Genomic DNA, 15,427 nt, shown 5'->3' with positions numbered 1-15,427 from the left:
TAATTAGGAGTTTTAAAATGAAAAACGTCTCAAAAAAAAGCCCATCGATTCTATTGATGGTTGTATTGGTGGGATTTCCCCAAATTAGTGAATCAATTTTTACCCCTGTATTACCGCAATTAAGCCGAGCATTACAGGTCAGTGCCCAAACTGCACAATTAACGATGAGTATTTATTTCATCGCCTTTGCAGCCGGTGTTTTATTCTGGGGCTGGTTATCCGACCAAATTGGGCGGCGCCAGGCGATGTTATTGGGAATTGGGGTCTATTTAATTGGTAATTGTGGGCTATTGCTTGCGCCACAATTTTGTTGGTTAATCCTTGCACGCCTCGTTCAAGCCTTTGGTGCGAGCGTTGGTTCAGTCGTGACGCAAACGATTATGCGTGAATCCTTTAGTGGTGTTCGTGGGGCGCAAGTCTTTGCTAAAGTGGGGGCAGCAATGGCCTTGGCACCAGCTTTAGGACCGCTAATTGGCGGATTGGTGCAAACATATTTTGGTTATCGGAATGTCTTTTCAGCATTAATCATGATGGCAGTAGCTGCACTTTTATATGCAGGCGCTAGTTTACCGGAAACACGCGTTGTGACAACGGGACAAGTCAATGGGTGGCACGTGATAAAGCGTTTATTGACTGATCGAACGGTTTGGATCTACGGTTTAGTGATTAGTGGCATCAATGGGATTTTGTTCAGTTATTATGCTGAAACTCCGTTTATTTTTATCAGTCACTTCCAAATGAGCACGGTGCAGTATGGTTGGCTCGGGATGGTGTTGGCGGCCGCTAGCATCATTGGGGCAATGACGACTAATTACGGCGCACCCAAGTTTGGGGCAATCACAACCGCTAAAGCCGGTTTGGTTGGCGCGTTAATCGGTGGGATTGGCCTAGTGGTTGCGAGTGCTGCGAACCAATTATGGTGGATGGTTGGTTTAATCTTCATTGTCTTTTGGGGATTGAACACGACTTTGCCAGTCGTCTTGAATTTAGCGTTAGTTGGTTATGAAGATGTGATTGGCACGGCAAGTGGTTTGTTTAGTTTCGGCTACTACCTAGCAATCAGCGCTCTGACGTATGGCATGAGTCTATTGCACACGGGATCGATTAGTCGATTACCGCTGTATATCGTCATGATTGGCGGCGTGATGGCCCTGATTTATGGTTTAGGAATTCGTTCAAAAACAGTTTAAAAATAAAAGAGCTAGGCCAAAGTAATTTTTGGCCTAGCTTTTTTCAGTAATGTAGTTAAATTCGCCGGTGTGGCAGCCTGCTACTGGGTGGGATTGGCGGCGCGGTGATGGCACAGTCGCTTACACTAATCCGCAATACGCTATTCCAAGTAATCTTCTTTTAATTGTTTGATTTCTTCTGGTTTGAGCGCCATTGCTTTTGATAGATAGTTGTCGACGGTACCATATGCTTGATTAATCGTCTCACGGACAAGCTCTAGGTTCGTCCGGGTAACGCGCTTAGCGTTCATTGAAGCGACTTGGCTATCATTACTTGAAATCCGGGTCGAAGTTGCTGAGCTGAGCCCTAAAACCTCATTGGAGAGGATGTAATCGGCAACGATTGTTTCCCAGTCAACGCCAAGGGCACTTAGAATTAAAAAGGTTGCCACACCAGTGCGATCTTTTCCGGCTGAGCAATGATAAAGAACCGCGCCGTTTGGATCATGATTATTTAATAGGACGGTAAATAAATCGCGGTAAGCTGCCTGAGCATGAGCGTCGGTGACTAGTTGCTGGTACATCCGCTCCATACTCGATCGTTCGGGAGTGGCTGGTTCTTTTTTACCAAAAAAGCGGATTAAGCCTTTTTTAACTGGTTTTTTAGGGGCAGCATCTTGATCAGTGAATGGAAATACCGAAAGACGATGGTAAGTCAGTTGGCTGTCATCAAATGGATCGGGAGCTACCTTGATTTCGTGGCGTGAACGGAAGTCGACATCGTAAGCAACACCGTAATCTAAGAGGTCTTTAATATCAGTTGCGGTCAGGGCATTTAAACTACCTGAGCGCAGTAATTTGTGCCATCGAACGGTTTTACCATCAACTGTTTGGTAACCACCTAATTCGCGGAGATTATAACTGCGTGTCAAATTGAGAACCCGTTGTTGTTCTTGCATGCCAATCCATCCTTTGTTATTAGTTATTTCTATTGTATAACGAAGCCAAGTGGTGTGCACCCTTATTTTAAATGTTCGTGATTCATTCGGACCGGCTATGGCTAAAAATGAATTTTCAATAATAGTTTATTGACGTTTGCAGAAAAATCTGCTAGTATTTTATCAAATTTTAAACTGGTTATTGATTGGAGATAATACGAACAATCAGTAGGTCGGTGGTTAATTTAGTTCATAAATTGGAGGAAGATTATGTCTGCATGGGAATCAAAGTTTACAAAAAAAGGGTTTACGTTTGATGATGTCTTATTAATACCTGCGGAGAGTCATGTACTCCCCAACGAAGTTGATTTAAGCGTCCAACTGGCAAAGAATATCAAGTTAAACACACCGATTATGAGTGCTAGCATGGACACCGTTACGGAAGCACCGATGGCAATTGCCATGGCCCGTCAAGGTGGGTTAGGCGTGATTCATAAGAATATGAGTATTGAACGCCAAGCGGATGAAGTCTTGAAGGTTAAACGTTCAGAAAACGGTGTGATTATTGATCCGTTTTATTTAACGGCGGATAAACCCGTTAGTGCTGCTGAAGATTTAATGCGTAAATACCGCATTAGTGGGGTCCCAATTGTCTCAAATCGTAACGATCTTAAATTAGTCGGGATTATTACCAACCGTGATTTACGCTTTATCACTGATTTCTCTGCTGAAATCAAAACCGTGATGACGCACGAAGCGCTTGTAACCGCCCCTGTTGGCACTTCTTTAGAAGAAGCTGAACAAATCCTCCAACAAAACAGAATTGAAAAACTACCTTTAGTCGGTGATGATGGCCGCTTAGCCGGATTAATCACGATTAAGGATATCGAAAAAGTACAAGAATTCCCGAATGCGGCTAAAGATCAATATGGGCGGTTATTAGTTGCGGCCGCTGTCGGTGTTACAAGTGATACTTTTGAACGGGCGGCAGCCTTATTGAAAGCGGGTGCCGACGCCATCATTATCGATACAGCGCATGGTCATTCAGCTGGTGTGTTACGTAAGATTAGTGAAATTCGTGAACGGTTCCCAGAAGCGACTTTGATTGCTGGAAACGTCGCAACTGCGGAAGGGACAAGAGCCTTGTACGATGCTGGGGTTGATGTGGTTAAAGTTGGGATTGGACCTGGTTCAATTTGTACAACCCGAATTGTGGCTGGGGTTGGTGTGCCGCAATTAACAGCAATTTACGATGCTGCCAGTGTTGCTCGCGAGTATGGTAAGACCATTATTGCGGATGGTGGCATTAAGTATTCTGGCGACATTGTGAAAGCTCTTGCAGCTGGTGGAAACGTTGTGATGCTCGGTAGCATGCTAGCTGGTACTGACGAAGCCCCTGGCGAATTTGAAATCTATCAAGGACGTCGTTTCAAGACATATCGTGGGATGGGGAGTTTGGCTGCTATGTCACATGGTTCTTCAGACCGTTACTTCCAAAGTGGCGTGAACGAAGCTAACAAACTGGTACCCGAAGGCATCGAAGGGCGGGTTGCTGCTAAAGGGGCTCTTGGGGATGTGATCTATCAATTACTTGGTGGTTTACGTTCAGGTATGGGTTATGTGGGCGCTGCTAACTTACAGGACTTACAAGATAATGCGCAATTTGTCCAAATTTCAAATGCTGGTTTAGCAGAATCACATCCACATGATGTACAAATCACAAAAGAAGCACCTAACTATTCAGTGCGTTAATTCAAATCGTTTTGATTAAGATTTAAGTCGAGCATTTTGCACGATTTGAATCTTTTTTTGTGATTAAATGATGGGGCGGATTTAAAGAATTCTTTAACCCTAAGTAGAAGATAGTTTGTTACAATGAAAGCGAATCATGCAAAATGATGTTAAATTAAACGAGGTAACGATTATGAAAATTCTAATTGTAGACGATGATAAAGAAATTGTTGAACTATTAAGTATTTATGTTAAAAACGAAGGTTATGAACCCATTCAAGCTTTTACAGGTAAAGAAGCTTTAACTAAAATTGCCACGAATCCCGATATCGATTTGATGATTTTAGACATTATGATGCCTAATATGAGTGGTATCGAGGTCATCAAAGCGGTTCGCAAAGACTCCCAAGTCCCAATTATTGTGGTATCTGCCAAAACAACCGATATGGATAAGATTCAAGGACTTCTAACGGGTGCCGACGATTACGTATCAAAACCTTTTAATCCATTAGAAGTGATGGCACGTGTGAAGTCGTTGTTACGGCGTAGCCAACAACAAGTTACCAACGAAGTGCCTGATGTGTTAGAAGTTGGGCCACTAATCATTAAACGCGATTCACATGAAGTGACAACGATTAATCATAAGCAGATCCAATTAACAGCGTTGGAATTTGGAATTTTATATTTACTCGCTAGTCATCCTAATCGTGTCTTTTCAGCGGATGATATTTTTGAACGGGTTTGGAAACAAGAAAGTATCGTTTCCGCTAAGACGGTAATGGTTCATGTGAGTCACTTACGCGATAAAATTGAAGAAGCAACAGATGGTGAAAAGGTGATTGAAACTGTCTGGGGTGTTGGGTATAAGGTAGAAGTTTAATGGCTAACTATCAAGGAGAGAAGAACTTACAAAAAATTGCACTAACCGCTAAGGAAAAGAGTGAGCTCTTTGCCGAGGGAATCATCACAATTATTTTGTTATTGCTGTTAAATTTATCAATTATGGTGCTGTTGCAACAAGCCATTGTGAACAATCCACAATTAAGCGGTGGCGTCTGGATGATTAAAAATGCCATCACAATTGGGCCCAATGAATGGCATATCTGGAGTTGGCAAAATTGGTTTGTTATCTTGATGGGAATTGCCGATATTTTAGTCGTCTACTGGCGGCTTATTCGGCGTTACCGGCAAATGCAAATGTGGCACGTGATTGGTGAGTTGCATTACATTGCTGATGGTCATTTAGATCACCGGATTAATTTGCGGGTTAACCGTGATTTGCAACGTGTGATTGATAGTGTGAACACACTAGTCGATAGTACTGTGCGCTCAATGGAAGAAGAACGCAAGATTGAAAAGAGTAAGGATGAATTGATTACCAATGTCAGTCATGATTTGCGAACGCCATTGACCTCAATTATCGGGTATCTTGGTTTGATTGAAGATAACCAGTATCAAACCAAGGAAGAGCTGATGAAATATACCCACACTGCTTTTGTGAAGGCGCAACAAATGAAGGTCTTGGTTGAAGATTTATTTGAATACACGAAGGTTCGGCAAACATCGACGCCCATTACTAAAACAACCTTTGATATGGAACAGATGTTAGAACAATTAGCGGCCAGTTTCGAGTTAGAAGCGAACAAAAAGGGGATGCGGATTAGCGTCACCTGTAATCCGGCACCGTTAATGATGGAAGCCGATACTGAAAAACTCGGTCGCGTATTCAATAATTTAATTGCCAATGCTTTGAAATATGGCAAAGGTGGTAAAAAAATTATGTTAGCAGCTGAAAAAATCGGGCAAGAAGCGATTATTAAGGTATCAAATGATGGGCAACAGATTCCCAGTGATTCATTAAATCAACTCTTTGATCGTTTTTATCGGGTTGAAGCATCGCGTTCACAAGAAACTGGGGGGACGGGGCTTGGACTAGCAATTACCCAAAGCATTGTTGCATTACATGGTGGCTATATTTATGCTGATTCAACGCCAGCTTTAACCAGTTTTGTGATACACTTACCTTTGAAGTTAGGTCAGCAGATTGATCCTCAAACTGTTGGCGCAAAATCAGTTAAGGAGTAATGTTGTGTTAAAAAAATTAGTACAATATATGATGGTCGGCTTACTGGCAATTGCACCGGTGGGTGGGCTTTTGAGCGCACAGACTACTGAAGTTACAGCGGCAAGTACGCCGGTGAGTTTACCAGCCGCCCCGCAAATCGATGCGAGTGCAGCAATCGCGCTTGACCCAGCAACGGGACAAGTATTATATGAACAAAATGCAGATCAGGCGTTACCAATCGCTTCCATGACGAAGATGATTACGGCCTACATCGTATTAGAACAAATTAAACAAGGTAAATTGACGTGGGAACAAACGGTGAAACCCGATGCGCTTATTTATCAATTAAGTCAAAATAAGGATTTAACGAATGTCCCCCTTCAAGTAGATGGCCAATATACTGTCAAAGCTCTTTTCCAAGCGATGATGGTGGCTTCTGCTAATGATGCGGCAATGATGCTTGCCAACCAAGTAGCCGGGTCACAAAAGAACTTTGTTGATTTAATGCGTCAGAAAGTGGCGGACTGGGGAATTAAAGACGCCCAACTTTATTCTGTTTCAGGTTTAAATAATACCTTCCTTGGTGCGGAAGTCTATCCAGGTAGTCCAGCTGACGCTGAAAATGAAATGAGTGCGGCAGATGTCGCCATCGTTGCGCAAAAGTTGTTGACTGATTACCCTGAAATACTTGAAACAACCAAACAAGCGCATTTTACATTTGGGGCCCAGACAAGTGATGAAACGGCCATGTCAACGTGGAACTTAATGTTGCCAGGTGAAAGTAATGCGCCGCAAGGCTATGTGGTTGATGGTTTAAAAACTGGGACAACGGATAAAGCGGGCGATTGTTTTACCGGAACGGCGACCAAAGATGGGCAACGGATTTTAACAGTGGTAATGCATGCTAATGGTGAGAATACGGGGCGTCGGTTCATTGAGACCAATAAATTAATGCAATATGTCTTTGATGGCTGGCAGCCAAAACAATTGGTGCCTGCTAACCAAAGTGTCGCCGCGTATAAGACCGCAACCGTCAAATATGGTCGGCAAAAGACGCTTCAATTGGTGACTGATCAAGCAATCTCAATGTGGGTACCGAAGGGCACGAGCACAGCCAATATTGACTGGCACTATCAAGCAATTAAAGGTGGCCAAAAACGACAATTACAAGCGCCCATTAAAAAGAATGTACAAGTTGGTCAAGTGACACCGCAACTAAATGGTGTGTCAAACCGCTATATTGGCCAAACACCGCAGTATCAATTACGGACAAAGACGGCCGATGCTAAAGCTAATTTATTTGTTTTAATTGGCGGCGGCATTCACGAATTTTTCACGAATTTATTTTAGTTAGCATTTAAACGCGACACTTAATTGTGGCGCGTTTTTTTATGGATGCGATTATAAGCCGTTTCAAGCGCAGCATAGTTAAATCGTGCTATAATTAAAATCATTCACAGGAATCTTGAGGAGGACGAAAATGGCTTTAACATTAGATGCATGTACGTTAATTCTAAAAGAGCATCATTTATTAAAAAGTGTGGCGCTCAATGGCGATCCAACGTTAAATATGACTGGCATCGCATATGATTCACGGCAAGTGACTGAGGACACGCTCTTTTTCTGTAAAGGGAATTTTCGCCCCATCTATTTAACAAATGCAAAAGAATTAGGGGCCGTGACATATGTTGCCGAACAAGCGCTTGTTGAAGGCAACGGGATGAATGCCTTAATCGTCACGAATGTCCAAAAAGCAATGGCGGTTTTATCAGCGGCTTTTTATGACTATCCACAGGACGATTTATTTATCGTGGCTTATACTGGGACGAAAGGCAAGACAACAGCGGCCTACTTTACCCAATCGATTCTACAAGCGGCAACACGGCACAAGACGGCGTTATTTTCAACAATTGACCGGGTCTTAGGGCCTAAAGCGGAGGATCGCTTCAAATCGGATTTAACGACACCCGAAAGTTTGGATCTATTCCGTGATATGCGCAAAGCTGTTGAAAATGGTATGACGCACTTAGTGATGGAAGTCTCGTCACAAGCGTATAAGAAAAACCGGGTGTATGGGTTAACATTCGATGTTGGCTTCTTCTTAAACATTTCGCCTGATCATGTCGGGCCAAATGAGCACCCTAATTTTGAAGATTATTTACACTGTAAATTACAATTATTGGTTAACTCACGGCGTTGCGTGATTAATGCGCAAACACAATATTTTGCGGATGTCTATGCAGCAGCAACAGCGACGACCGATCCTGAATCAATTTACTTATTTGCTGAAACAAATTATCAACCAACGATCCCGGTGGTCATTGACTTCCGCTTCGGAAATTTAGCAACGGGCTTAGCAGAAAGTCGCTTTAAAGTTACCGCAGCTTCTGAACGGGCCATTCAACTTGGCGTTTCTGGTGATTACCAATTGCGGCTAATAGGCGATTTCAATGAAAGTAACGCAACGGCTGCGGTGATTGGTGCCAGTTTAGCGGGGGCTGATTTAATTGCAGCGCAACAAGGGGTGCGCGATTTGCGGATTCCAGGGCGAATGGAAACTTTGGCCGTTCCAGGGCATGGGCAAGTGTATGTCGATTACGCACATAATTATGCCAGTATGAAGGCCCTCTTGAGTTTCTTACAAAAAGAATACAATCAACCACGGCTATTAGTCGTCGTTGGTAGCCCTGGTGATAAAGGCGTTTCTAGACGTGCTGGTTTTGCGCAGGTGCTTAACGAATATGCAGATCGTGCTATCTTGACAACGGATGATCCGGGATTTGAAGATCCAGCAGCGATTGCCGCTGAAATTTTGGCCGGGATAGACCAGACTAAGGTGACAACTACCATTGAAATTGATCGTGCAACAGCGATTGAACAAGCAATTACGGAAAGTAAACCTGGCGAAATTGTTGTTTTAGCGGCTAAAGGGGCCGACGCTTATCAGAAAGTGCGTGGGGTCGATACGCCATATCCAACTGATATGGTGATTGCTAAGCAAGTGGCTGCTAAGTTGAGCTAAGCAACGGTTTTTTAAGATTTTTTAATCAGATGGAGATTTAATTGCTATTCTGATGTGTGTCTCGTAGAATAAAGGTGAACCAATAGGAGTTGGAGGGGTTATTATGAAAAAGATGGTTACAGTTAGTACAGTTTTGTTATCAGGACTACTGCTATTAGGGGCATGTGGTCAAAGTAGTACAGCCAATCAAGATGCTGATGCTAAGCAAAGTTCGACCACAGCGAGTCTCAAAGCACGTGAAAGTAGCGTTGCCAAACGCGAAAGTCAACTTTCAAGTAGCGCCAGTCAATTGAAGGCCAGTTCCAAAGCAGAAACGGCATCTTCAACTGAAGTAGCATCCTCACAAGCAAGTTCATCAACGGCAAGTGTCGCTGAATCATCATCAACTGCGACAACGACAAGCAGCAGTAGTAGTCAATCTGCGAGTCAATCAAGTAGCAGTGTACCAACAACGAATACAAATACAACTACGCCACAACAAACAACTGCCGTCGATGGCAACCAAGCGATTAAATTAGTCGTTCAACAAGTTGGCGCACAATTTGGGCAAACCGCATCGTATTTGAACAATGGTTTAATCACACGCAGTGGACAACAAGGCTATCTCATTAATATTTATGTACCAAATGAAGATCAACCACGCGCAGGTTATTTTGTTGTTCAAGCAACAGGCGCAGTGGAACAAATCTGGTAATTAAAGGGTTAACCGGAGGAGAGTGACGACAGAGTACCTTTAAAAGTCACCAATTAAAAAAGGGGTTAGGACAAAAGATAATTTTGTCCCGATCCCTTTTTAAATGTTTTCGGGAAAACGATTGACAATTAGTGAGACTCGTGTAAAATATTTTTAGTAAACCGTAACAATTACGATTTAGAAAAGAGGAGCAAAAGATGCGTAAAAAAGGTTTGGAAATCATGGCGGGAATCTTACTACTAATGTTATTAGTAGCTGGTTGTGGTCACAGTACGAAAAAAACGAATGGGATGCAGGTCGTATCGTCACTTGATTTTTATGGCGAGGCTGCTCGGGCGGTTTTAGGTCAGCAAGGCCACGTGACGTCGATTATCAATAGTCCGAGTTTAGATCCACATTCGTACGAAGCAACGACCAATGATGCTAAACGCGTGGCTAAAGCGGATGTTGTGATTCAAAATGGGCTTGGATACGACAGCTGGTTAAATAAAGTAGTCAAGAGTGTCCACCCAGATGACCAAACTGTATTGACAGTCAGCCAATTAATGCAACAGTCTAATGGCGCTAACGAACATTTATGGTATGATTTAAAGACGATGCCAACGTTGACCAAACGCTTGGTGACTGAATTTAGTAAGCGCGATCCGCAACATAAGGCAACGTATCAACAAAATGGTGCGGCGTATCTAAAAAAATTAGCCGTATTAAACGGACAACTCCAACAACTAAAGGCGCGGGCCAAAGGACAACAAGTGGCTGTTAGTGAACCTGTTTTCGACTATGCTTTGGCCGATATGGGCTACACAGTCGCCAACCAACACTTTGCCAAAGCAATTGAAGATGGCACTGATCCGTCACCGAAGGATATTACAACGATGCGGGATTTAATTAAAAACCATCAGATTGCCTTTTTAGTGATTAATAAGCAAGAAGAAAGTCCCGTTATTAAACAAATGCACGAACTAGCGGATCGACAAGGCGTGCCAGTTGTGCAAGTGACGGAAACGCTACCTGCGAAAAAGACATATTTAACATGGATGCAACAGCAATTTGATGCAGTTAGAAAGGCTCAGGACTCAAAATGACAGAATTAGTGAATGCACAACATTTAGGGCTTGCTTTTAGTAACCGCCAAGTACTAAAAGATCTCAGCTTTACGATTGAACGTGGTAGTATGACGAGTTTAATCGGTCCAAACGGGGTTGGTAAAACAACTTTGGTGCGCCTATTAATTGGTAATTTACAACCGACAGAAGGACAGCTCAGGTTTACCCCAGATAAGCAAACGTTAAATATTGGTTATGTGCCACAGTTTAGAAATTTAGAAGCTGAATATCCGTTGTCCATTCGTAGTTTTGTCAGTTTAAATCAATTCGAGAGCCGGCTACCGTGGAAATCGCGCAAGGAACGGCAAGCACTTGATCAAATATTGGAACAGACCCATTTGACGTCATTACAAAAGACGACCATGGGGAACGCTTCTGGTGGTGAAAAGCAAAAGGCGTATTTAGCGCAAGCGTTAATCAGTAAGCCTGATTTATTGATTTTAGATGAATCGACAGCGAGTTTGGATATTGAAACCAAAGAAGAAGTGATGGCGCTTGTTGCAGAGTTGAACCGGGAACATGGCTTGACGGTGATCTTTGTCACCCATGATCTGGAATTGGCACGAAAATACACAGATCAATATTTATTGTTAAAACGAGATCAATATGAAGCCGGTCCAATGAGTCAGTTGGATCCTAATTTGGAATTAGATTAAAGCGGAGGATAAGCGAGTGTTAACTTTTGATTTTATGCGGCATGCGTTTGCTGCCAGTACTTTTATCGCAATTACCTGCGGTTTAATCGGGGTATTTGTTGTTGCACGTAATATGTCATTTTTAGCGCATACCCTATCTGAAATCGGATTTGCCGGGGCCTCATTCGGAGTCTTTATGGGGATTGCTCCATTAAACGGGATGTTAATATTTACATTACTTAGTTCAATTACAATTGGACAGATGAGCGCGAAAGAATCACGCCGGGAAGCGTCGATTAGTGCCATTTCGAGTTTGTTTATCGGTTTGGGAATTCTCTTTTTATCCCTTTCAAATCGGAATGCCAGTTATGCGACCAATATTTTATTTGGCTCGATTATCGGGATTAGCCTGGCAGATGTTTATCAATTAGTCATCCTCTCTGGGGCAATTATGATTGGGCTGCTTGTCTTTTACCGGTACTTAGTGTTTGATTCATACGATCCGATTGGCGCTCAAGCCCAAGGGTTAAAGACCAATTTACTATCGATTTATTTTTTAATTTTATTGGCGATTAGTGTTAGCATTGCCGCTCAGATTGTTGGGTCATTGCTCGTATTTATCTTAGTTACGATTCCAGCGTTCATTGCTAAATATTTAGCGAAGAGCGTACCAGGAATGTTGGCAATCTCAGTAGCCGCAGCGCTATTAGGGGTTTGGCTCGGTTTATGGCTTGGCTATCTAACGAACTGGCCAGTGACCTTCTTCATCGCAACAATTGAGTTTGGCTTTTACTTTATTGCATTGTTATATCATCGCCGAATTAGTCGTTAAAAAAACGCCCTCAATGATTGAGGGCGTTTTTTTATGGGGCTTAATTTAGTTTAGTGAGTAGGGTTTCAAGTTGCGCTAACCGTTTTTCGAAAACGGCAAAAGCGCGTTCAAGATAGTCAGCACTTGTCATATCGACCCCAGCTTGTTGCATAATCTCAATTGGATAGGCGGAACTACCGGCTTTTAGGTAGTCTAGGTAGTGCTCAAGGGCACCCGGTTGTTTGGTGCTAATGCCATTAGCCAAGGTAGTTGCTGCGGCAAATCCGGTTGCGTATTGGTAAACGTAATAGTTCATATAGAAATGTGGGATTCGAGTCCATTCAAGGGCAATCTGGGGATCGTTAACCACGGCAGGTCCATAGTAACGGGCATTGATTTCAGCATATTGTTGCGACATGAATTCGGCGGTTAGAGGCTGTCCATTGGCAGCGGCAGTGTGCATCGCATGTTCGAATTCAGCGAATTGTGTTTGACGGAAAACCGTGCCTTTAAAACCGTCTAAATAGTAGTTCAATAGATAGGCTTGGACCTTAGGATCAGACTGGGTTTGCAATAAATATTCTGTTAAGAGATTTTCATTGGTTGTTGATGCAATTTCGGCTACAAAAATCGGGTAGTCACCATAAACGTAATCTTGGGTCTGGCGGGTGAAGGCACTGTGGACACTATGGCCTGTTTCGTGGACCAATGTGTATAAGTTGTTTAAATCGTTTTGCCAGTTCAGCAAAATAAACGGATCGGTATCATAGGCACCACCAGAATAAGCGCCACTTCGTTTCCCCTGATTTTCGCAAACGTCAATTAAGCGATCATCAAAAATATGGGCAACCTGTTTGGCATAGTCGGGTCCTAGGATAGCCAGGGCTTCTTTGGCGGTCACTTGTGCTTGTTCATAAGTGTAGGTTAATGCGGGCTTTCCTAGAAGTGGGGTGTAGAGATCGAACATGTGCAATTCAGATAAATTCAGTTGTTTTTTGCGTAATTCAGTATAGCGGTGCAAAAGTGGTAAGTGGTGGTTTACCTGATCAACCAAAGTTGTATAGACAGTTTCAGGAATAGCTTTGGGGGCTAAAGCAGCTTGACGAGCACTATCGTAATGATGGACTTGAGCCAAGTAGTTGTGCCCTTTGATTTCGGTCGCAAGCGTTGTCGCAAACGTATTTTTAAACTGGCCATAAGTTGTATAGAGTGCTTCAAAGGCTTCTTGGCGCACTGTTTTGTTTGTTGATTGTAAGAGTTGGCTATACACCCCATCTGAAAGTTGCAACGTTTGCCCGTTTTCGTCAGTCACTTTCGGAAATTGTAAGTCAGAATTATCCAAGACGCTGAAGGTTTGACTAGCGGCGCCAAAGATATCACCGGCAGCAGCTAATAAAGCTTCTTCTTGCCCAGATAAGACATGGGACCGACTATCAGTAATGGTCTGAATAAAATGCTCATATGTTGCTAATGCAGGGGTATTTGCAATCCAATCCATCAATTGCGCTTCAGGGATGGCAAGGATTGCAGGTTCTAAAAAGGCCGCTGCTGCTGAAACTTCGGCAGCTAGTGCATCAACTTGGGCTTGGTAGCCTTGATAAATTGCGTTGGTAGTGTCTTGGTCATTTTTCATGCTAGCATAAACATAGACCGTTTCGAGTTGGCGGAAAGTAGCTAAGCTTTGTTCGATTGTAGCGACCAATTGACTGGCCGATTCAAACGGACGATCAAGTGCTTTGAGGGTCGGTAATTGTGCTTTAACTTTCTTAAAGGCCGCTTCGAAAGCTGCATCATTTTTGAAAATAGTGGTTAAGTCCCATGTGAGCTTTTCTGAAACAGCATCACGGGTAGGGAGTTGTTGAGTTGACATATGAAACCTCCATTAATTAAGACTAATTGCTTACATTTTAGCATAAAAGCGATTAAGAAAGCGTTATTCAACAGTTGAAGGAAATATTAAAATTATGTAACTTTTCTTAAAAGACGTTGTTTGAAATGATATTTTCGCTATAATAGCACATAGCATTGATCCATAATAGAAGGGGAACACCTATGCAGAATTCTAAATTTTTTGGCTCTCGAGAAGCCAACTACAAAAAGGTTAAAAAGCATCGCACGATGAAAGTTTTGATACTAATTCTAACGCTAGTCCTCTTCGGGGGTGGCGCGTACGCGTTACGTATCAGTAATCAAGTGAAGTCTGCAGCAAATAAAATTTATAAACCATCGGCTACCAAAAAAGCCGCTAAAACAATTAAAAACAGCAAACCATTCGCTATCTTGTTGTTAGGGGTTGATACCGGTGCTGAGGGGCGGGTTGATAAAGGAAACTCGGATACAATGATTGTCGCAACGGTTAATCCCGATAAAGAAGAAGTAAAATTGGTTAGTATCCCACGAGATACGCTAGCGCAACTTCAAGGGGCAAAGCAGTTTGATATGCAGAAGATTAATGCTGCTTATAATGTCGGCGGTTCTGATATGGCAATGTCGACGGTTGAAAAGATGTTTGCTGTGCCAATCAATTATTATGTGACGGTTAACATGGGGGGCCTCTCTCGTATTGTAGATGCCGTCGGTGGAGTTGACGTTGATGTACCCTTTAACTTTGAATGGAATGGAAGCGAGTTTACTAAGGGTAAAATGCATCTTAAAGGAAAAGCTGCTTTAGATTACTCACGAATGCGTTACGACGATCCAGAAGGCGATTACGGTCGGCAAAAACGACAAAAACAAGTAATCACGTCGATGATTAATTCCGCAGTCTCGCTTAAGTCCTTGACCAACTTTGAGTCCATCCTAGACTCTTTATCAGATAGTGTCGCTACTAACTTGAGTTTTGATGACATGGTGGCAATTCAAGCGAACTATCGAAAGGCAGCTAAATCAATTAAATCTGACGTTTTAACTGGCCGCAATGCAGATATTGATGGCGCCTCTTATCAAATCCCAACAAATGAAGAGATTCAACGGGTTTCCGATGTTTTGCGGACATCACTGGGCTTAGAAAAAACAACGATTAACAACGCAGAAACTAAACAAAATGATTTGAACACGTACTTTACCGGTGAAGAAAATCACCAAGAATTTACGGTTTATCCCGAAAGAGTGATGAATGGTGAAAAGAGTGCGACAACGACAACGCAAAGTAATTATGGTTACTCGAATAGTGCGACTTATAGTGACAATACTGGTAACACCACCAATACTTGGCAAACGCAACAATCGACAAATCAGTGGCATGCAGGCTATTAAA

Annotated in this window: 13 protein-coding genes; 11 read left to right on the top strand and 2 right to left on the bottom strand. The window is 42.7% G+C overall.

Annotation, left to right across the window (positions count from 1 at the left end):
* The first annotated feature begins 17 nt into the window (after nucleotides 1-17).
* The gene (locus J7Q78_RS03540; protein WP_208422877.1) at nucleotides 18-1,190 is read left to right on the top strand and encodes a multidrug effflux MFS transporter; all 1,173 of its coding nucleotides are present in this window, start codon (nucleotides 18-20) and stop codon (nucleotides 1,188-1,190) included.
* Nucleotides 1,191-1,330: 140 nt separating this feature from the next.
* On the opposite strand, the gene J7Q78_RS03535 is transcribed toward J7Q78_RS03540, so the two are convergent.
* Nucleotides 1,331-2,128, bottom strand: a complete 798-nt coding sequence (locus J7Q78_RS03535; RefSeq protein WP_208422876.1) for a tyrosine-protein phosphatase — start codon at nucleotides 2,126-2,128, stop codon at nucleotides 1,331-1,333.
* A gap of 249 nt (nucleotides 2,129-2,377) precedes the next feature.
* On the opposite strand from J7Q78_RS03535, the gene guaB reads away from it, so the two are divergent.
* The 9 genes from guaB to J7Q78_RS03490 all read left to right on the top strand — a co-directional run bounded on the left by guaB (nucleotide 2,378) and on the right by J7Q78_RS03490 (nucleotide 12,192).
* Entirely contained in the window at nucleotides 2,378-3,859 is a 1,482-nt protein-coding gene (gene guaB, locus J7Q78_RS03530) for an IMP dehydrogenase (protein WP_208422875.1), read from the top strand.
* Between the two features lie 172 nt (nucleotides 3,860-4,031).
* On the top strand, nucleotides 4,032-4,718 hold the full coding sequence (locus tag J7Q78_RS03525; protein WP_208422874.1) for a response regulator transcription factor: 687 nt from the start codon (nucleotides 4,032-4,034) through the stop codon (nucleotides 4,716-4,718).
* The gene (locus tag J7Q78_RS03520; RefSeq protein WP_208422873.1) at nucleotides 4,718-5,923 is read left to right on the top strand and encodes a sensor histidine kinase; all 1,206 of its coding nucleotides are present in this window, start codon (nucleotides 4,718-4,720) and stop codon (nucleotides 5,921-5,923) included. The genes J7Q78_RS03525 and J7Q78_RS03520 overlap by 1 nt, the downstream gene beginning before the upstream one ends.
* Before the next feature lie 4 nt (nucleotides 5,924-5,927).
* Nucleotides 5,928-7,253 (top strand): serine hydrolase, encoded by a 1,326-nt coding sequence (locus J7Q78_RS03515; RefSeq protein ID WP_208422872.1) that lies wholly within the window; start codon nucleotides 5,928-5,930, stop codon nucleotides 7,251-7,253.
* 130 nt (nucleotides 7,254-7,383) lie between these two features.
* Nucleotides 7,384-8,925 (top strand): UDP-N-acetylmuramoyl-L-alanyl-D-glutamate--2,6-diaminopimelate ligase, encoded by a 1,542-nt coding sequence (locus J7Q78_RS03510; protein ID WP_154243033.1) that lies wholly within the window; start codon nucleotides 7,384-7,386, stop codon nucleotides 8,923-8,925.
* 103 nt (nucleotides 8,926-9,028) lie between these two features.
* Nucleotides 9,029-9,619, top strand: a complete 591-nt coding sequence (locus J7Q78_RS03505; protein ID WP_208422871.1) for a hypothetical protein — start codon at nucleotides 9,029-9,031, stop codon at nucleotides 9,617-9,619.
* 197 nt (nucleotides 9,620-9,816) lie between these two features.
* A complete protein-coding gene (locus tag J7Q78_RS03500; protein ID WP_208422870.1) occupies nucleotides 9,817-10,704 on the top strand; it encodes a metal ABC transporter solute-binding protein, Zn/Mn family in 888 nt (295 codons plus the stop codon).
* The gene (locus J7Q78_RS03495; RefSeq protein WP_208422869.1) at nucleotides 10,701-11,381 is read left to right on the top strand and encodes a metal ABC transporter ATP-binding protein; all 681 of its coding nucleotides are present in this window, start codon (nucleotides 10,701-10,703) and stop codon (nucleotides 11,379-11,381) included. The genes J7Q78_RS03500 and J7Q78_RS03495 overlap by 4 nt, the downstream gene beginning before the upstream one ends.
* 34 nt (nucleotides 11,382-11,415) lie before the next feature.
* Complete coding sequence (locus J7Q78_RS03490; RefSeq protein WP_154243084.1) at nucleotides 11,416-12,192, top strand: metal ABC transporter permease; 777 nt, start codon at nucleotides 11,416-11,418, stop codon at nucleotides 12,190-12,192.
* Nucleotides 12,193-12,232: 40 nt separating this feature from the next.
* On the opposite strand, the gene pepF is transcribed toward J7Q78_RS03490, so the two are convergent.
* Nucleotides 12,233-14,041 (bottom strand): oligoendopeptidase F, encoded by a 1,809-nt coding sequence (gene pepF, locus J7Q78_RS03485; protein WP_208422868.1) that lies wholly within the window; start codon nucleotides 14,039-14,041, stop codon nucleotides 12,233-12,235.
* Between the two features lie 182 nt (nucleotides 14,042-14,223).
* On the opposite strand from pepF, the gene J7Q78_RS03480 reads away from it, so the two are divergent.
* A complete protein-coding gene (locus tag J7Q78_RS03480; protein WP_208422867.1) occupies nucleotides 14,224-15,426 on the top strand; it encodes an LCP family glycopolymer transferase in 1,203 nt (400 codons plus the stop codon).
* Nucleotide 15,427: the final 1 nt, after the last annotated feature.

The sequence above is a fragment of the Latilactobacillus fragifolii genome, assembly GCF_905332535.1.
GTDB classification, from domain to species: Bacteria; Bacillota; Bacilli; order Lactobacillales; family Lactobacillaceae; genus Latilactobacillus; species Latilactobacillus fragifolii.
This window is presented reverse-complemented; position numbering and strand designations above follow the sequence as displayed.